Genomic DNA, 17,643 nt, shown 5'->3' with positions numbered 1-17,643 from the left:
CCGTTGGGGACGTCTCGCCGGGCTTGGGGGGTGAGCCTCCCTGCGTGGTCGCGGGCGTGCCCTGGGCGGCGGAAGCGGGCTTTTGCGTGGGGGAGCTCTTGCCGCCGGTCTCGGTGGCCTTGGGGGAGGTCTGAGCGGACGTGCTGTCCTTGGGGGCGACCTCCTTCGGGGGCGCCGTCGGGGACGTCTCGCCGGCCTTGGGCGACGTACCTCCCTGCGTCGTCGCGCTGGTGTTCCCCTGGGAAGCATTGCCCGGGAGCTGTGATGATGGCTTTGCGGGTGACGTGGAGCCCTGAGGAAGGCCGCTGTTGTTGGAGGGAGCGGATTGAGGCCTGACCGGGGGGGTCTGGGTGGCCTGAGGCGGATTGGCCGAGCTGCCGAGATTCGGAGGTGGCGTGTTGGGGCGTGGCGTGGAGCCCTGGGGAATGCCGCCGCCGGCAGGCGAGGATTGAGGCCTGACCGGGGGGGTCTGGGTGGCCTGAGGCAGATTGGCCGAGCTGCCGAGATTCGGAGGTGGCGTGTTGGGGCGTGGCGTGGAGCCCTGGGGAATGCCGCCGCCGGCAGGCGAGGATTGAGGCCTGACCGGGGTCTGGGTGGCCAGAGGCGGATTGGCCGAGCTGCCGAGATTCGGAGGCGGCGTGTTGGGGCGTGGCGTGGAGCCCTGGGGAATGCCGCCGCCGGCAGGCGAGGATTGAGGCCTGACGGGGGGCTGCGGAGCTCCAGCGGTGGCAGGGGGCGTTCTGGAGCCGGGGAGCTCAGGGGACTGCGACCCGTCGCTGCCCGGCATCACACTCTGGTTCGGAGGCACGTTGACCGGAGAGGCCGGCGGCCTGGGTGCTGCCGTGGGCGAGCTCGGCGCGGTGGTGGGCGCCTGTCCGACATTGGGGCTGTTGTTGCCGGTCGTCGTGCTCCCGAACTGACTTCCCGAAGCCGTGGTCGTCGTGGTCGTCGGGCCGGGCGAGTTCGTTTGGCTCACGGTCTTGCGCGTGACGGGATCCCAGCCGGAGAAGGCGCCCGGCTTCGGGGTCGGCTTCGGGGCCGCGGCCTGGTTCACGGCGTCGGGCACGGCCGTGCTGCTGGACGGGGTGCTGCTGCTGGTCGAGGGGTGGGTGAAACGGCCTGAGCCCTTGATCTGGTTGCCCAGCCCCGACCGGACCCCGGTGGCTGGCGACGTCGAACGGCTCCGCGAGGACCTCATGAGCCATGATTGACGCGAAAATCATGCGTTGCCAAGCGCCTCGCCCCCGCGCCTCGCGGCGGGATACCCCGCGCCATGGCATCCTGCTCCGCCCGCTGCGCACCGCTTCGGCGCCGCGCCTGGATCGGCGAGCCCCGCGCCTCGGATCCGCAACGGCTCGCCCCATTGCGGCGCTCGCCCGTCGAAACGCCGCCGCGGATCCCGGCATGCGTTCAGGCGGCGCGCGACAGGCCCCTCGATTGCGGTCACCCCGCCGACCAGGTAATCTATCTCTCGAATGCATCCGCCGGCGCGACGATTGTGCTGTAATATTCCGCGACCGTGGACGAGGCGAGTTGTTTCGCGCGGCGCTCTTGTGTACGAGGTTGGAGCGGCAGCGCTGGCCCATGAAGCCGTCGCGCAGGGCCAGGAGAGCGAGGATCCATGAGCATCACGACCATCGCCGTCACCGACTTCGGGCCTGCGACGGCGCCGCTGCCCGCGTTCGACGAGGAATCGACGGTGCAGAGCCTGCTCGTCTCTCCCGTCGAGGCCGCCTACCGCCATCGCCTGCCCCTCGTCGGGCGCACGGACGTGCACCCGCTCGTCCAGGCGGCGTACATGGCCTTCACCCAGCGCTACCCCCTCGTGCTCTCGCCCGACGTGATCTGGTTCTGCCTGGCCCGGGGGTTCACGCTCCACGTCGCCGCGAACGAGGAGCAGCGGCGCCAGGTCCTCCTCGAGGACGCCGACTTCGAGCTGAGGATCGACCGGCCGGATTTCACGCTCGGTCAGGTGAACCCGTGGCCCGTCGCGTTCTCGGATTTCTCCGCCCAGATCGCCGCGCGGGTCGGCAAGCTGCGGGAGCTCGTGACAGCCAGCTTCTCGACCACGGGACCGGTGGAGCGCGTGGCGTCGGAGCTCACGGTCATGACGCCGTTCGTGCCGCACTTCGAGTGGCAGCCGCCCTTCCCCGCGGACATGAGCTTTCCGAACCCCGGAATCCCGCGCATCTACCTGCTCGGCACGGCGGACGACTGGCGCTGGGTGCGCCACCGCGCGGCGGCGTTCGCCCCGTTCGGCGCGGAGCGCTGGACTCACGTCCTCCTGCCGGTGCTCGACCAGATCGTCGCCGCGGCGGAGGGCCGTCAGGATCCGGCGTTCTGGCGCGCCTTCTTCCGCTACGAGAACGCCGCGGACGAGCTCACCGGGTGGATCCACGTGCTCTTCCCCTACCTGCGCGCCTGGCCCGCCGACCACTTCGTTCCGAACACGGTCCTCGACGGCTGGCTCGAGCGGTGGCGGGCCGCGGAGGCCCGGCGCAACCCGCTCGCCGCGCTGGCGAAGCCGGAGGGGCCCGGGTTCGCTCGGCTCCCGCCCGGGCTGACCAGCGCGCCCTTGCGGTTCATCGACGAGCAGCGCCAGGAGCACGCCATGGAGTTCGTCAGCGGTCTCATCGGCGTCACGCAGGACCAGCACTCGCTCGCGCTCATCCCGGAGTTCGTGTGGGCCGTCGTGCACGGAGAGCCCGAGCCCGCGGCCGAACCGCCCGCCGAAGCGCGCTGAGCGGGGCGGCGGCCGCTCGGCGAGCGCCGCGCCCGCCCCGTCGCAGCCGCGCCCCGAAGCTCCGCGCTACGTGAACCGCAGCGCGAGCCCGGCCGTCCCGCCCTCGACCACGATCTCCCGGTCCCTGCACCCCGGATCTTCCGCCATGCGCGCCGCGATCGGCGTGATCACCCGCTCCTCGATCACCCGCTTGAGCGGCCGCGCCCCGCGCCTCGGATCGAACCCCGCGTCGGCCAGCCAGGCCCGCGCCTCGGGCAGGACGCGGAGCCTCAGGTTGCGCCGCACGAGCCCGGTGCGCGCCTCGGCCTTGGCCAGCTCGAGATCCACGATCCTGAGCACGCTGTCCCGCCCGAGATTCCGGAACTGCACCACGTGGTCGATGCGGTTCACGAGCTCCGGCCGGAAGTGCTCGCGCACGCTCGCCGGCGCGGCGCGCCGCGGGCCCGCCGCCGCCGGCGCGCCGCGCTCGGCGTCGCCGAAGCCGACCGGCGGCCGATCGGCGACGCCGAGGTTCGAGGTCATCACGATGAGCGCCATCCGGAAATCGACGTGGCGCCCGTCCTCGTCCGTCAGCCGGCCCTCGCCCAGGATCCCGAGCAAGAGGTCGAACACCTCGCGGTGGGCCTTCTCGATCTCGTCGAGGAGCACGAGCGACAGCGGCTCCTGCCGCACGCGCTGCGCGAGCGTCGTCGCGCCCGGCCCCGCCTCGAGCAGCCGCGCCGACGAGCCGGGGAGCCGGTACTCGCTCATGTCGAGCCGGATCATCCGCCCCTCGTCGCCGAACATCGACCGCGTGAGCTCCTTCGCGAGCTCCGTCTTGCCCACGCCCGTCGGGCCGACGAAGAGCAGCGTGCCGCACGGGCGCTCGGGGTCGTTCATGCCCGCCTTGAAGCGCGCGAGCACCCGCGCCGCGGTGTCGCACGCCTCGTCCTGCCCGATCACGCGCCCCTTGAGCCCGCGCGCGATGGCCTCGGCGCTCGCGGGGATCTCGTCGGCGATGAGCTCGATCGGCAGCCCCGAGTGGCGCGCGTAGGCCTCGGACACGTCCCGCGGGTAGAGCACGCGGCCAGCGTCCGCGCCCGCCCGCGCCTCCGCGCCCGCCCGCGCGCCGGCCTCCTGCGTGAGCCAGTCGAAGAAGCGGAACGCCTTGCCGGGGAAGAGCACGTCGCGCCGGAACATCGCGAGGTGCTGGACCAGCCGCTTCTTGCCCGCCGGGTGCAGCCGGACGCGCGCGTCCTTCCGCGCCTCGTACTCCGCGAGCAGCGCCGGCACCGCGGCCGGATCGGGCTCGCGCAGCCGGACGACCTGGAAGCACGCGACGAGCGAGGCCGCGCGGCGCTGGCACGCCTCGAGCTCCGGCTCGGTGCACTCCGCGATGAGGCTCACCTCGCCGCCCCGGAGCGCCGGCAGGAGCACGTCGCCGATCGACGCGCCGTCCGGCTGCGGGCGGAGCAGCGGCAAGAGCGCGCCGACGTGCAGGAGATCCCCTTCGTGCGACAGCTCGTCCACGAGCTTCAGACACCGCGCCTGCCACATGCCGAGATACGTCATCCCGGCGAGCAGCCGGTCGGCCGAGGTGCTGAACAGGCCCGGCGACCGCGCGCGCGCCTTGTCCCTGCGCCACGCCGCGAACCGCCGCGCCAGCCGGTAAACCCAGGTCGTCTTGCCGACCCCCGGGCCGCCCACCAGCAGGATCGACGGCAGCGGCGCGCCCTTCGCGGCGTCGAGCCCCGGGAGCGCCCGCTCCAGCTCGTCCGAGTCGCCCACGGCGAGCGGGAGCCGCTGGCGCGCGGCCTTCTCGACCAGATCCTCGGCGACCGCGCGCAGCGTGGGGCGCTCGTCCGCCGCGCGCCGGCTGGAGCCCTCGGCGCGCGATGGCAGGCGCGGCGACCAGGGGCGCACGGTCTCGTCTCCCTCGCGGCGGAACTCGAAGAGCGACCGCGGCGACTCGCCGAGCAGCGCGCTCGTGACGAGCTGGCGGAGCACGTCGGGCGCAATCGAGAGATCCTCCAGGACCACGGACCAGCCGAAGCGCGGGAGCATCACCCGATATCCGCCCTCGGCGAGCTTGCTCGCGAGGTAGGTGAGCCGCAGCGGGATGCGGCGCCGGCCGACGACGGCCGCGCGCTTGACGGTGGTCTGCGGGTGAACGTCGACGCCGAGCGTGCGCACCTCGAACGGCTCGTCCCACAGATAGCGATCGAGATCGTCCTCGCCCGTCGCCACCCGCGCGTGCAGCTCCACCTCGAGCTTGCGCAGCACGTCCTCCTCGGAGGCGCCATAAGCGGACGGCGCCGGCCGATCGAAGACGAATGCCCACGTGCGCAGGAGGATGGCGGTGAAGCGGCCGTCGTGGTGGGCGATGAGATAGACGCGGAGCGATTTCTTGGTCATATGGCGGCAACGCTCAGGCGCAGCCGGAGCTCGCCAGCCTACCACACCCCGCCCCCGCGCCGGCGAGACGCCGAGACGACGCTGTCCGCGCTCCGCCGCAACTCCCCCCCGCCGCGCCGCGGGATGGCGTCAAGATGGCTGTTGCCTTCCAGGCCAGGCGAGGCCGCCGAAACACGCCTGACAGCCAGCTCGACTGCGTGCACCGTAGTGACAGCATGCGTCAAAACAGGCGCGCGCGACGATGCGGGATCAACTGGGCTGCAACATTCCGATGGTGCGGAGCTATGGAATCATCTACCCCCAGCGCTCACGAGGGGGTGTACAGTGACGCACATGCCGCAAAAGCCTTATCTCATGGTATCTCGCCGACGCGCGGTTCGAGCCGCGCTCTCTTTGTCCCTCTCGCTCGCGCCGCTCGCGGGGGCTGTACCCGCGAGCGCCGCGGTGGAGCAGCTGGACGGCACGAGGCTCCCCACGCCGGTCAGGGAGGCCGAGCTCGGCCTCGTGCGGGGCCGCGGGTTCCCGGAGAACGCCGTCACGCTCGACGGGCTCTTCATGTACCGGGGGGAGGACATCGATCCCGTGGCGGACGCGAGCACGGAGCCGGGCGTCTTCTCGCCGCTCTGCGGGTTCACGGGAGAGCTGGTGCTGCGCGGGGGCGGGTGCAAGGTCGCGTTCGGCTGGTACAACGCGACGGCGAGCGGCACGCGCCCGCCGGACAACCAGATCTACGAGCTGATCCCCGCGGACACGTCCGTGGCGTTCCGGTGCGAGGACAACGACTTCTGCCCGCTGGCCACGATGATGACGACCCAGGCGGGGCAGCACGATTGGACGCCGACCCAGTTCTCGGCGGCCGACATCCGCAACGACCCGCGGTACCAGGGCGGTCTGGTCGGCTTCGCGCTCATCGGCAAGGCCGGCACCTACTGCACGCAGACGAAGTTCTCGCAGCGCGAGCTGAACACGGTCTGCACGAGCTGCACGCCGAACGAGCCGTGGGTGACGACGCTGATCTACACGTCGACCGCCACGCCCGACGCGTTCTATGTCGCCTTCGAGGACCTGCCCGTGACCCCGACGAGCTGGAAGGGGAGCCAGGGCGGGTACGAGAACGACGGCGACTTCAACGACTTCGTCTATTACATCACGGGAGTGACCTGCCAGGGCGGCGGCCAGATCTGCGACACGGGGCTGCAGGGCGCGTGCGCCGTGGGCAGGACGGGGTGCGCGACCGAGGGCGAGACCGAGTGCCTGAGGGTCCTCGAGCCCGGCGAGCAGAGCGAGCGCTGCGACAACATCGACAACGACTGCGACGGCGAGGTCGACAACGGCGAGGGGCTCTGCTCGGACGGCCTCGTGTGCAACCGCGGCTCGTGCGTGCCGTACTGCGGCCGCGGCGAGGTCGTCTGCGACCAGGGCTTCGTCTGCGAGGAGGGCCTCTGCGTGGAGCAGGCGTGCGTGGGCGTGGCGTGCGAGGGCGGCCAGGTCTGTGTCGGCGGCACCTGCGTGGGCGGGTGCGACGGCGTCATCTGCCCGGCGAACCAGGAGTGCCAGCTCGGGCGGTGCGTGGATCTCTGCGCCCAGATCGAGTGCGAGGACGGCGCGGTCTGCGAGCGCGGCATCTGCCAGTCGAACTGCGGCTGCCGCACCTGCCCCGCCGGCAAGACGTGCGCGGCGGACGGCCGCTGCGTCGACTCCGGCTGCGAGGGCGTGACCTGCGCTGAAGGGCAGCTCTGCATCGGCGGGAGCTGCACCGACGCGTGCGCGGGCGTCGTCTGCCCCGGCAACGCGCCGTGCGCCCGCGGGTTCTGCGGCGATCCGCCGGTCAACGGCGGCGTCACGGCCTCGAGCGGGGGCCAGGACGGAGGCGGCCTGTTCCTGGACGAGCCGCCGGATCTGACCTCCGGCGCCGGCGCTGGCGCGGGCGCGGGCGGCGGGGACGGCGGCTTCGTTCCCAAGCCCGACTCGTCCTGCGCCTGCCGCGCGGGCGCGACGTCCGAGGGCTCGCCGGCCCGGGTCGGCCTCCTCGGCCTCGGCCTCCTGCTCCTCGCCGGCCGCCGGCGCCGTTCGCGCGCCGCGCTGTAGAGGCCGCGCGGCGCGCCCCCGTCACCAGGCGGCGCGCGCCGCCATCGCGGCGACGAGGCCCGCCACGACCGCCGCCAGGAACCACGCGAGGCGCGCGCCGGGGGGCTCGCGCCCCGCGGCGCCGGCGGGCAGCGGGAACACCACCGACCGCACCCGCCGGGACTCCGCGTCGACCAGGAGCACGCCGTCGACGTCGAACGCGAGCCGGTACTCGAGCAGCTGCCGCCGCGTCGCGGGCGTATCGATGCGCGGCGCGAGCCGGCCTGTCTTCACCTCGGCGACATACCGCCTCTGGCCGTGCGCCACGAGGTAGTCGGCGCGGAGCCCGACGGTGATCGGCTCGCCGTCGATCTGGACTCCATAGGAGACCGCGACCTGCCGGCCAACGATGGTGTACCCGAGCTCGCGGAGGAGCGCCTCGGCGCGCGCCTCCCCCGCGGCGCCCTGCTCCCGGCAGCGCTCGAGCCGGCGCCGCTGCCGGGCGCTCCGCCACGCGAGCCGGAGCGTCTGGACCAGCCCGAAGAAGAGCGCCGCGCCGGCCACGGCCAGGAGGAGCTCCGGCGGTATGTCGCGGAATTCCACGCAGCGTGCGTTTGCGCAGGAATCCGGATCTTGGGCCAAGTTTTGTGCGCGCGGTTGTCCTCGGCCCGGCTGGCGCGCATGTCCGCACGCTCCTATTACAGTTTCACAAGAGGTATACCGCCTGCTCGCGCTCTGCCGTGGCTGCGCCGTGCGCCGAGCGTGCCCGGCTGGTCCGGTCAGGGATGCACATCCACCATTGGCGAGAGTTCCCGTATTATCCGGCCGAGGCCCGTTCCTCCGTGATCGATCTCGAGAGCAGACCTCGGTCGCAAGTGCGTGTGCTGACCGAGGTCGGCCGCGCGCTCGCGGTGGCGCGCTCCGCGCGCGAGATCCAGGAGACCGTCCTCTCGGCGGCGCGGCAGCTGAGCGGCGCCGGCAGGGCCGTGTTGATCCTGAACGACGACGAGGAGCGGCCGGTCGTCCGGTCCTCGCTGGGGCTCGACCCGGCGCTGTTCGCCGAGCTCCGCGGCCGCCCGCTGCCGAGCTTCGACGAGGGGGTCACGCGCGCGTTGCACGGCTCGGCCCATGTCGTCGCCGCCCCCTTGATCCTCCGCGACCGCGTCTCTGGCGTGCTCGCGGTCGAGCGCTTCCGCCAGGCCTCGGACGAGGATGCCTGGGTGCTCGCGGCGCTCGCCGATCAGGCCGCGGTGGCGCTCGCCAGCGCGGGCGGGCAGGCGCATCCCGTGCCCTCGCCCGCGGCCCGGGGCGCGGCGGGCGAGGGGGCTGGCGAGGCCGCCGCGGGCGAGCTCGACGCGCGCGTGGAGGTGGACATACAGCGCGAGCGCTATCGCCTCCTCGCGCGAGCGGTCAAGGACCCGATCTGGGACTGGGATCTCCGGACGGACCAGGTCGAGCGCAACGAGACGTTTCATGAGGTCTTCCGCTACGCTCCCGAGCAGACGGCGCCCACGGGCGCCTGGTGGTTCGGCCGCCTGCTGCCCGAGGATCGCGATCGCGTGGCGCGCGGCTTCGAGGAGCTCCTCCGCGGCAGCGGCGACAGCTGGTCGGACCAATACCGCATCTACCGCGGCGACGGCTCCGTCGCCCACGTGTTCGATCGCGGGTCCGTGCTCCGCGACGCGCGCGGCGAGGCGATCCGCATGGTCGGGTTGACGGTCGACCTGAGCGAGCGGTTCCGGATCGAGAGCGCGCTCCAGGATCGAGAGGAGCGGCTCCGGCTCGCCACGTGGGCGGCGGACGTGGGCACGTGGAGGATCGACCTCACGACCCTCTTCGATACGAGGGACGCGAGCCTGAACCGCATCCTCGGCCTGGAAGAGCGCGAGACGACGCAGCCGATGGACGACTGGCTGAGCCGCGTGCACCCGGAGGACCGCGACGCGGTGGTCGCGGCGCACGGGCGGGCCCTCCGGGAGCAGCACGTCTACGACATCATCCATCGCGTCGTCCGCCCCGACGGGGCGATCCGGTGGGTCCACGACCGCGGACGGCTCATCAGCGATCGGGGCGGCTCCCCGCTGTTCTTGACGGGCGCCGTCGTCGACATCACCGAGCTGAAGCAGCTCGAGCGAGAGCGCGCGGACCTGCTCCGCCGCGAGCAGCAGGCGCTCGCCCAGTCGGAGGAGGATCGCCTCCGGGCCGAGGACGCGAACCGCATGAAGGACGAGTTCCTCGCGACGGTCTCGCACGAGCTGCGGACGCCGCTCACCGCGATCCTGGGCTGGGCGCGGCTGATCAAGGAGCGGGAGCTCGGCCCGGACCGCGTCAAGCAAGGCATGGCGGCGATCGAGCGGAACGCCCACGCGCAGGCGCAGATCGTCGATGACATCCTCACGGTCTCCCGGATCATCACCGGCAAGCTGCGGCTGAACACGGTCGCGGTCGATCTCGCGGCCGTCGTCGAGGCCGCCGTGGACACCCTCACGCCCACGGCGAGGGCGAAGGACATCGAGATCTGCGTCGAGCTCGACGACGCGCCCGGCGCGATGAGCGGCGACCCGGATCGCCTCCAGCAGGTCATGTGGAATCTGCTCTCCAACGCGGTCAAGTTCACCCCGAAGCGAGGTCGGGTGACGGTCCGGGTGGGCCGGAGCGACGCGCAGCAGGTCGTGATTGCGGTCACCGACAACGGCAAGGGCATCGCCGGGTCGTTCCTGCCGTACGTCTTCGACCGCTTTCGCCAGGGCGACTCCTCGCCGACGAGGGCGCACGGCGGCCTCGGCCTGGGGCTCGCCATCGTCCGTCACCTCGTCGAGCTGCACGGGGGCACGGTGGAAGCGGAGAGCCAGGGCGAGGGCCGCGGCGCCACGTTCACGGTGACGCTCCCCCTGAACGCGGCGCCCTCCAGCGCGCGCGAGGAGCCGCCGCCCGCGCCGTGGCGCGTCGCGCTCGAGGAGGGGGAGCGGGCGGCGCTCTCCGGCCTCCACGTCCTCCTCGTCGACGACGAGCCGGACGCCCGCGAGATGATCGCGTTCCTGCTGGAGGGGGCGGGCGCGCAGGTCACCACGGCGGGCTCGATGGGCGAGGCCATGGGCGTCCTGGAGCGGCTGAGGCCCGATGTGCTGGTGAGCGACATCGGCATGCCGGGGGAGAGCGGCTACACGCTGATACAGCAGGTGCGCGCGGCGGGCCGGGACGAGATCCGGGGGATCCCCGCGGTGGCCCTGACCGCCTATGCGCGGATCGAGGACCAGAGGAGGGCGCTCTCGGCCGGCTTCCAGAAGCACGTCGCGAAGCCGATCGACCCCGCCGGCCTGGTGAAGGTGGTCGCGGAGCTCGCCGGCCGGCCGTGAGCCGGCGAGGCCCTGCGCCCCGCGCTGGCCCTGCCGTCGCGGCTGCCGGGCGGGGTCAGCGATGGGCGACGTCGTTCGCCATGGGGCGAGACGCGCTCTGCTGCGCGCCCGTCGAGGCCGTCGAGCCGGCCATGCCGGTCGTCGCGGTCGTCGCGGTCGTCGTCTCGGTGGCCCGCTTGACGCGGATCTGGTTGTGCACGTCCTCCACGCCGCGGACGTTCTCGGCGATCTGCTCGATGAGGCGCCTGTGGTGGCGCTCGCTCACCGTGCCCTCCAGCGTGACCTCGTTGTTCTGCACACGGACGGTGACCTCGCTGACATCGATATCGTCGCGATCCGAGAGCAGCTCGCAGACGTCCTCGCGGATGCGCTCGTCGGACCGCTTGTAGCCCTTGGGCCCGCGGCCGAGGGCGCTGCGCACGCGCTCTCCGATGTTGCTCAGCGCGCCGCTGACGTTCTGCATCGCGGAGCGGCCCGCGTCGCGGACCGTGCGAACGAAGTCCTGGCCGTACTCGTGGTCCTGGTCGCGGCCCCAGCCGCGGCTCTCGTCGCGGCCGTAGGGGCCGCCGAAGCTGCGGTTGTAGTCGCCGCGGTAGTCGCGGCCGTACCCGCCGCCGAAGCTGCCCTCGTGCTCGCCGCGGTAGTCGCGGCCATAGCCGCCGCCGAAGCTGCGGTTGTAATCGCCGCCGACGCCGCGGTTGTAGTCGCCGCCGAAGCTGCGATTGTAGTCGCCGCCGAAGCTGCCCTCGTGCTCGCCGCGGTAGTCGCGGCCAGCCCCGCCGCCGAAGCTCCTGTTGTAGTCGCCGCCGGAGCCGCGGCTATACTCGCCGCGGTAGTCGCGGCCGTACCCGCCGCCGAAGCTCCTGTTGTAGTCGCGGTCGAAGCCGCGGTCGCGACTGGAGAAGCGGCCCTGGTCGTAGGTGTGCTCGCCGCCATAGCCGCGCTGCATCGCGCGCCCGTAGTCGCGGTCCTGGTCGTAGCCCGAGGTGCGGTGCTCGTCACGCGACCAGCTGCGCTCCGGGAAGCTGCCCCGGGGATGGCCGTAGCGCTCGTCCCAGCCTCCGCCCTGCCCCTGGCGCTCGTCCCACCTGCTGCCTTGTGCCTGGCGCTCGTCCCAGCTCCCGCTGCCCTGTCCGTAGCGCTCGTCCCAGCCGCGCTCGTCTCGGCCGTAATCCATGTCCCTGTCGAATCGATTTCGCATGGCGCTAACTCCTTCGTTGCGTTGTGAAACAACGTCAAATGTGGCTCGACCACGCGTCGCGACGCTGCTCACAGCGACCCTGGCACAGCTCATCGCGTGGACCACCACAGTGGAGCGCACCGGCCCGAGTCGCAATCGGGGAGAACCCTTCGTTGTTCCCCGGGGCGATCCCGAAACGAGCGATGTGGTCTCAAGCACAGATGAGATCGCCCATCGCGGGTACATCGTGCGGTATCGGGTGAGACCACATGGCCGCTGCGAGATTGCCCACCAGAGTCCGGCGGCGTGTTCACCACGAACGAACTCACCGCGTGCACCATCGAACCATCGATCGAGCAGATCATTCCGCGCACGCCGCCCGGCTGGGGGCAGCGCGTCGATCGCAGCAGCGCGTCGATCGCAGCAGCGCGTTAAAGCGCCGCGTCGGAGGGGCTGCGCACGAGCTCGCCTGTCGCGTGCGTCGAATCTAGGGCTGTTCCTGACTGCTTATTGCGCCGGCGCCCCGATCATGATCGAGAGGGGGAGGTCTAGATTGCATTCCGGTGCTCTCTTCGTCTGAGGCACCGTCTGAGGGCGGTCTGATTCCCGCCTGGTCCGAGCCTCAGGCCAGCTCGACGCCGAGCAGCCAGAGCATCAGCGCCTTCTGCACGTGCAGCCGGTTCTCGGCCTGGTCCCACACGCGCGAGCGCGGCCCTTCCAGCGTCTCGTCGTCGATCTCCTCGCCCCGGTGCGCCGGCAGGCAGTGGAGCACGATCGCGTGCGGCGCGGCCTTGCCCATCACCCCCGCGTCCACGGTCCAGCCGGCGAACGCGGCGCGGCGCCGCTCCGCCTCGCCCTCCTGGCCCATGCTCGCCCACACGTCCGTGTTCACCACGTCCGCCCCCGTCGCGCCCTCGCGCGGGTCGTTCACGAGGGTGACGTGGCCTGTCGCCCGCGCCCGCGCGACCTCGTCCGCGGGCGGCATGTACCCCTCGGGCCCGGCGAGCACGAGGTGGAAGTCGAAGAGCGGCGCCGCCTCGAGCCACGAGCGCGCCATGTTGCTCGAGCAGTCGCCGAGGAACGCGATGCGCCGGCCGGCGATACCGCTCCTGTCCCCGCCCGCCGCGAGCGCCTCCTCGATCGTGAAGATGTCGCTGAGCACCTGCACCGGGTGCCCGTCGTCCGAGAGCGCGTTGATCACCGGCACGCTCGCCTCCGCCATCTCGAGCAGGCGCGCGGTCGACGAGGTGCGGAACGCGATCGCGTCGCAGTACCGGGCGAGCACGCGGGCCGTGTCGCGGATCGGCTCGCCGCGCGCGAGCTGGCTGCCCTGGGTGCTCAGCACGACCGGCTGGGCGCCGAGCTGCGCGATCCCGACCTCGAACGACACGCGCGTGCGCGTGCTCGCCTTCTCCAGCACGACCGCGATCGACCTGCCGGCGAGCAGCGTCGCGCGCCGCCCCTTCGGCTCCTCCTTCAGGCGCGCGGCGAGCCTGAGCACGCGGTGCGCTTCGGCCAGGGTCATGTCCGTGATCTTGAGGTAGTCGCGCTTCGCCATCGTCTCGCCTTCCGCGTCGCTGCCGTCCGGGCGCGCGCCCTCCCGCCGCGGAGGAGCCCGCGACGAGCGCGCCGCGCGCCCGCCGTGATGTGGCACGACCGGGACGCCGCCGTCAATCGCGCTCGGGCGCGGCGACCGATGTCGTCTGTCGAGCCGCCCGGCGCTCAACGCCCGATTTCGATATGCCACCCATGCTCGGAGATCTGCTCCACCGACGCGCGGATCCCGAGGAGATCTCGCAGCAGCCCGAGGTGGGTCGTCGTGTGCGACGACGGGCGGACGGTCCGGAAGGCGCCGCGCCCCGCGAGCGCGATGGGCAAGAGCAGCTGATCGGCCAGGTGCTCGCCCACCGGCACGCCGGCCGCGAGGTAATCGCGCGCCTCCTCGGCGGCCTTCGTGGCGACCGACTCCGCGCGCACGCCCTTCTCGCCGAACCCGGTGAACACCTCGGTCACGTGCTCGCTCTCGACGGCGATCGCGATCACGTTGCCCGGGCCGTGCCCGCCCGTCAGCACGCTCGGCTTGAAGCAGGCCGGCTCCCAGCCGAGCACCGCCGCCGCCGCGTCGAGCTCGCGCATCGCGACGGAGCTCGGGAGGTTCGACACCGTCGCCACCGCCCTCCGGCCGCGGATCTCCCCGCGCGAGAGCAGCTCGAGCGGCGCGAGCGCGGGCGAGGGCGCGATCGAGACGCGGGCGAGCCCGCCGCCCGCCGGATAGAAGCCGGGCGTCACCAGCGTGGCGGTGACGTCCGGCCCCATCCGCCGCACGAGCGGCAGGTAGGCGAGGTCCAGGAAATCGAACGGCGGCGCCATGGGGTTGTGCGTGCCGCCCTCGAGCGTGAGCGTCGACGGCGCGGGCGCGCGGAGCAGCGCCGGCAGGACGGTCTGCAGCACGAGCGTCGTGCTCCCCGCGCTGCCGACGCGGAACGTGTGCTCGCCGGGCACGATCGCCGTCGGCCGGAAGACGATCTCCTGCGAGCCGAGCGCGGCGCCCGACACCTCGGCGCGGCCGACCTGCGCGGCGGCCTGCACCGAGGTGAGGTGCTGCCGCATCAGCCCCGGGCGCGCGCGGCCCTTGCGGATCGAGGTGATCCGGACAGGCGTCTGCGTGATCAGCGAGAGGCAGAGCGTCGTGCGGAGGATCTGGCCGCCTCCCTCTCCGACGGATCCATCGATGGTCAGCATGGCAGTCGACTCTCCCTGGACGAGCGATACCACGACCCCGGGCCGCGGCTCACCCCTTCACGCACACGACCTGCCGCAGCGTGTGGACGATCTCGACGAGGTCCCGCTGCGCCCGCATCACGTCGTCGATCGGCTTATACGCGGCCGGCGTCTCGTCGATCACGGCCTCGTCCTTGCGGCACTCGACGCCGGCGGTCGCGGCCTCGTGCTCGGCGACGGTGACGCGGCGGCGCGCCTCGGTCCGCGACATCACGCGGCCCGCGCCGTGGCTCGAGCTGCAGAAGCTCTCCGGGTTGCCGAGCCCGCGGACGATGAACGAGCGCGCGCCCATGCTGCCCGGGATGATCCCGAGATCGCCCGCCCGCGCGCGCACGGCGCCCTTGCGCGTCACGAGGACGTCCTTTCCGTAGTGGTGCTCGCGCGCCACGTAGTTGTGGTGGCAGTTCACCGCCTCGACGGCCGCGTCGAAGGGCGGCAGCTCGCCCGACGCGCGGAGCGCGCCCACCACCTGCGCCATCATCAGCTCCCGGTTCACGGCCGCGAAGTCCTGCGCCCACGACACCGCCTGCATGTAGTCGTGGTAATGCCTCGTCCCCTCCGGCAGGTAGGCGAGGTTCGCGTCGGGCAGGTTCACGAAGAAGCGCCTCATCTCCTGCTTGGCGAGCTCGATGAAGTAGCTCCCGACGCGGTTGCCGACCCCGCGCGACCCGCTGTGCAGCATCACCCAGACGCGGTCGTCCTCGTCGAGGCAGAGCTCGATGAAGTGGTTGCCGGTCCCGAGCGTGCCGAGGTGCTCGATGGCCGAGCCGCGCCCGAGGCGCGGGTGCTTCTCGACGATCTGCCGGTACCGCGGCTCGAGCGCGGCCCACGCCTCGAGCTGGGCCGGCGGGGGCGAGCGCCACGCGCCGCGGTCGTTCTTCCCGCCGTTGTCGGTGCGGCCGTGCGGCACCGCCCCCTCGATGGCGGTCCGGAGCCCGCGCAGCGAGTCCGGCAGGTCCGACGCGCGGAGGCTCGTGCGCGCCGCCATCATCCCGCAGCCGATGTCGACGCCGACGGCCGCCGGGATGACCGCGCCGTGCGTCGCGACGACGCTCCCCACCGTCGCGCCGATGCCCTGGTGGGCGTCGGGCATCACGGCGATCCACTTGTGGATGAACGGCAGCGCGGCGATGTTCTTGAGCTGCGCCTCGGCGGCGGGCTCGAACGGCACGCCGACCGTCCACGCCTTGATGGGCACGCCCGAGTCCGTGGGGATGACGTTGTAGCTTCGCTCCATGGCAAGATCTCCGGGAAGGGGGCGAGCCGTCCGGCGCGCGCCCCGGGGTTCGGTGACGTTGGGTCACGCCTGGGTTGTTGGTTCAGGCGTTCCGGTCCTCTGGTGTTCCGGCGTCCCCGTGTTCCCGCATACCGCACGGCGCGTGCCACCCGAAATCCCGGCGATCGCGGGGCGCTGGCCGCGGCGCTTATCTGCGTGTATAAAGCCTCTAGAGAACATTATATGACGCGCAAATCCACGGTGGTCCTCGGCATGCTCGGCCCGACGCTGGACACCGGCAAGACGCCGGAGCGCTGGTCGCGGTGGCGTCCGAGCGTGGCGCTCTGCCAGCACGAGGACCTGATCGTCGACCGGTTCGAGCTGCTGTACCAGCGCCGGTTCGACGGCCTGGCCGGGACGGTGATGGGCGACGTGCGGCACGTCTCGCCGGAGACGGACATCCGCGGTCACGTGATCGAGGTGGACGACCCGTGGGACTTCGAGGCGGTGTACGGCGCGCTGCACGACTTCGCGCGGGCGTACCCGTTCGCGCCGGACCGGGAGGAGTACCTCATCCACATCACGACGGGCACGCACGTCGCGCAGATCTGCCTGTTTCTGCTCACGGAGTCGCGTTACCTCCCCGGCCGGCTCATCCAGACGTCGCCGCCGAAGCGCGACCGGGCGGAGCTCGCGGCCGGGTCGTTCACGATCATCGATCTCGATCTCTCGAAGTACGATCGCATCGCCTCGCGCTTCCAGAAGGAGCAGCGCGAGGGGGTGTCGTTCTTGAAGAGCGGTATCGACACGCGCAACGCGGCGTACAACCGGCTGATCGAGCGGATCGAGCACGTGGCGATCGCGTCGCGCGCGCCGATCTTGCTCATGGGCCCGACGGGGGCGGGCAAATCGCAGCTCGCGCGGAAGATCTACGATCTCAAGAAGGGTCGCCGGCAGGTGAGCGGCGATTTCGTGGATCTGAACTGCGCGACGATCCGCGGCGACGGGGCCATGTCGTCGCTGTTCGGGCACACGAAGGGCGCGTTCACGGGCGCGCTCAAGGATCGCCCGGGCCTGCTCCGCAAGGCGCACGAGGGGGTGCTGTTCCTCGACGAGATCGGCGAGCTCGGCGCGGACGAGCAGGCGATGCTGCTGCGCGCGATCGAGGAGAAGGCGTTCTTGCCGGTCGGCTCGGACCGCGAGGTGCGGAGCGAGTTCCAGCTCCTGGCGGGCACGAACCGCGATCTGTCGCTGGAGGTCGCGGCGGGGCGCTTCCGGGAGGATCTCCTGGCGCGGATCAACCTGTGGACCTTCCGGCTGCCGGGGCTCAGGGAGCGGGTCGAGGACATCGAGCCGAACCTCGATTACGAGCTCGACGCGTCGGCGCGGCTGCTCGGCGTGAGGATCACGATGAGCCGCGATGCGCGCGAGCGGTTCCTCCGGTTCGCGACGTCGCGGGAGGCGCTGTGGCCCGGCAACTTCCGCGACTTCAACGCGGCCGTGACGCGGATGGCGACGCTCGCGCCCGGGGGGCGCATCGGGCTGCCGATCGTGGAGGAGGAGATCGCGCGGCTGGCCGAGGCGTGGCGGCGGGCGCCGGCGGCGGCGGGCGCGGGAGCGGGGGAGGGCGGGGAGGACCTCTTGGTCGCGGCGCTCGGCGCTCGGCGCGCGGCGGCGCTCGATCCGTTCGACCGGGTGCAGCTCGCCGAGGTGCTGCGGGTATTGAAGAGCGCGCGGTCGCTGTCGGAGGCGGGGCGGGTGCTGTTCGCCGCGTCGCGGGCGAAGAAGAAGAGCGTCAACGACGCGGACCGGCTGCGGAAGTACCTGGCGCGGTTCGAGATCGACTGGAGCGAGGTGGTGGCGGAGGGCGGGTAGGGGGAAGCGCGCGATCGAGCTGCTACGCTGG

13 protein-coding genes are annotated in these 17,643 nt (G+C 72.3%); 7 read left to right on the top strand and 6 right to left on the bottom strand.

Annotation, left to right across the window (positions count from 1 at the left end):
- The first annotated feature begins 725 nt into the window (after positions 1-725).
- From NQZ70_RS42140 to NQZ70_RS42130, 3 genes are all read left to right on the top strand, one after another.
- Positions 726-920, top strand: coding sequence for a hypothetical protein (locus NQZ70_RS42140; protein WP_129579263.1), 195 nt, complete (start codon positions 726-728; stop codon positions 918-920).
- 12 nt (positions 921-932) lie between these two features.
- Positions 933-1,211: a hypothetical protein gene (locus tag NQZ70_RS42135; RefSeq protein ID WP_129579262.1), complete on the top strand. Its 279-nt coding sequence runs from the start codon at positions 933-935 to the stop codon at positions 1,209-1,211.
- A 410-nt stretch (positions 1,212-1,621) separates the two neighbouring features.
- The gene (locus tag NQZ70_RS42130) at positions 1,622-2,743 is read left to right on the top strand and encodes a DUF4419 domain-containing protein (RefSeq protein WP_129579261.1); all 1,122 of its coding nucleotides are present in this window, start codon (positions 1,622-1,624) and stop codon (positions 2,741-2,743) included.
- Positions 2,744-2,809: 66 nt separating this feature from the next.
- Here NQZ70_RS42130 and NQZ70_RS42125 read toward each other — a convergent pair whose 3' ends face one another.
- On the bottom strand, positions 2,810-5,137 hold the full coding sequence (locus NQZ70_RS42125) for an AAA family ATPase (protein WP_129579260.1): 2,328 nt from the start codon (positions 5,135-5,137) through the stop codon (positions 2,810-2,812).
- Between the two features lie 354 nt (positions 5,138-5,491).
- On the opposite strand from NQZ70_RS42125, the gene NQZ70_RS42120 reads away from it, so the two are divergent.
- Complete coding sequence (locus tag NQZ70_RS42120) at positions 5,492-7,225, top strand: MYXO-CTERM sorting domain-containing protein (RefSeq protein WP_272826706.1); 1,734 nt, start codon at positions 5,492-5,494, stop codon at positions 7,223-7,225.
- A 21-nt stretch (positions 7,226-7,246) separates the two neighbouring features.
- Here the strand turns inward: NQZ70_RS42120 and NQZ70_RS42115 are convergent, their stop codons facing one another.
- Complete coding sequence (locus NQZ70_RS42115; protein ID WP_129579258.1) at positions 7,247-7,807, bottom strand: hypothetical protein; 561 nt, start codon at positions 7,805-7,807, stop codon at positions 7,247-7,249.
- A 272-nt stretch (positions 7,808-8,079) separates the two neighbouring features.
- On the opposite strand from NQZ70_RS42115, the gene NQZ70_RS42110 reads away from it, so the two are divergent.
- Positions 8,080-10,560, top strand: coding sequence for a PAS domain-containing protein (locus NQZ70_RS42110; RefSeq protein WP_237244547.1), 2,481 nt, complete (start codon positions 8,080-8,082; stop codon positions 10,558-10,560).
- A 55-nt stretch (positions 10,561-10,615) separates the two neighbouring features.
- Here the strand turns inward: NQZ70_RS42110 and NQZ70_RS42105 are convergent, their stop codons facing one another.
- Complete coding sequence (locus NQZ70_RS42105; protein ID WP_165374436.1) at positions 10,616-11,761, bottom strand: BON domain-containing protein; 1,146 nt, start codon at positions 11,759-11,761, stop codon at positions 10,616-10,618.
- Positions 11,762-12,046: 285 nt separating this feature from the next.
- Here NQZ70_RS42105 and NQZ70_RS42100 point away from each other — a divergent pair, with 285 nt between their 5' ends.
- A complete protein-coding gene (locus NQZ70_RS42100) occupies positions 12,047-12,175 on the top strand; it encodes a hypothetical protein (RefSeq protein ID WP_257792746.1) in 129 nt (42 codons plus the stop codon).
- A 187-nt stretch (positions 12,176-12,362) separates the two neighbouring features.
- Here the strand turns inward: NQZ70_RS42100 and argF are convergent, their stop codons facing one another.
- The 3 genes from argF to NQZ70_RS42085 all read right to left on the bottom strand — a co-directional run bounded on the left by argF (position 12,363) and on the right by NQZ70_RS42085 (position 15,758).
- Positions 12,363-13,298, bottom strand: a complete 936-nt coding sequence (gene argF / locus NQZ70_RS42095; RefSeq protein ID WP_129579255.1) for an ornithine carbamoyltransferase — start codon at positions 13,296-13,298, stop codon at positions 12,363-12,365.
- 164 nt (positions 13,299-13,462) lie between these two features.
- Positions 13,463-14,482 carry an RNA 3'-terminal phosphate cyclase gene (gene rtcA / locus NQZ70_RS42090; protein ID WP_129579254.1) on the bottom strand — a complete coding sequence of 340 codons (1,020 nt, stop codon included), beginning with the start codon at positions 14,480-14,482 and terminating at the stop codon, positions 13,463-13,465.
- A 49-nt stretch (positions 14,483-14,531) separates the two neighbouring features.
- Positions 14,532-15,758, bottom strand: a complete 1,227-nt coding sequence (locus tag NQZ70_RS42085) for an RtcB family protein (RefSeq protein WP_129579253.1) — start codon at positions 15,756-15,758, stop codon at positions 14,532-14,534.
- A gap of 222 nt (positions 15,759-15,980) precedes the next feature.
- Between NQZ70_RS42085 and rtcR the strand changes: the two genes are divergently transcribed.
- Positions 15,981-17,612 (top strand): RNA repair transcriptional activator RtcR, encoded by a 1,632-nt coding sequence (gene rtcR / locus NQZ70_RS42080; RefSeq protein WP_129579252.1) that lies wholly within the window; start codon positions 15,981-15,983, stop codon positions 17,610-17,612.
- Positions 17,613-17,643: the final 31 nt, after the last annotated feature.

This window comes from Sorangium sp. So ce836, from assembly GCF_028553905.1.
Classification (GTDB): domain Bacteria; phylum Myxococcota_A; class Polyangia; order Polyangiales; family Polyangiaceae; genus Sorangium; species Sorangium cellulosum_D.
The sequence above is the reverse complement of the archived record's forward strand: the minus strand, read 5'-3'. Positions and strand labels throughout refer to the sequence as shown.

What these genes read in the sequence shown, in the direction of transcription:
- NQZ70_RS42130 (WP_129579261.1), top strand. Translation starts at nt 1,622, where the DNA reads ATGAGCATCACGACCATCGCCGTCACCGACTTCGGGCCTGCGACGGCG.
- NQZ70_RS42125 (WP_129579260.1), bottom strand. Translation starts at nt 5,137, where the DNA reads ATGACCAAGAAATCGCTCCGCGTCTATCTCATCGCCCACCACGACGGC.
- NQZ70_RS42120 (WP_272826706.1), top strand. Translation starts at nt 5,492, where the DNA reads ATGGTATCTCGCCGACGCGCGGTTCGAGCCGCGCTCTCTTTGTCCCTC.
- NQZ70_RS42105 (WP_165374436.1), bottom strand. Translation starts at nt 11,761, where the DNA reads ATGCGAAATCGATTCGACAGGGACATGGATTACGGCCGAGACGAGCGC.
- argF (WP_129579255.1), bottom strand. Translation starts at nt 13,298, where the DNA reads ATGGCGAAGCGCGACTACCTCAAGATCACGGACATGACCCTGGCCGAA.
- rtcA (WP_129579254.1), bottom strand. Translation starts at nt 14,482, where the DNA reads ATGCTGACCATCGATGGATCCGTCGGAGAGGGAGGCGGCCAGATCCTC.
- NQZ70_RS42085 (WP_129579253.1), bottom strand. Translation starts at nt 15,758, where the DNA reads ATGGAGCGAAGCTACAACGTCATCCCCACGGACTCGGGCGTGCCCATC.
- rtcR (WP_129579252.1), top strand. Translation starts at nt 15,981, where the DNA reads ATGACGCGCAAATCCACGGTGGTCCTCGGCATGCTCGGCCCGACGCTG.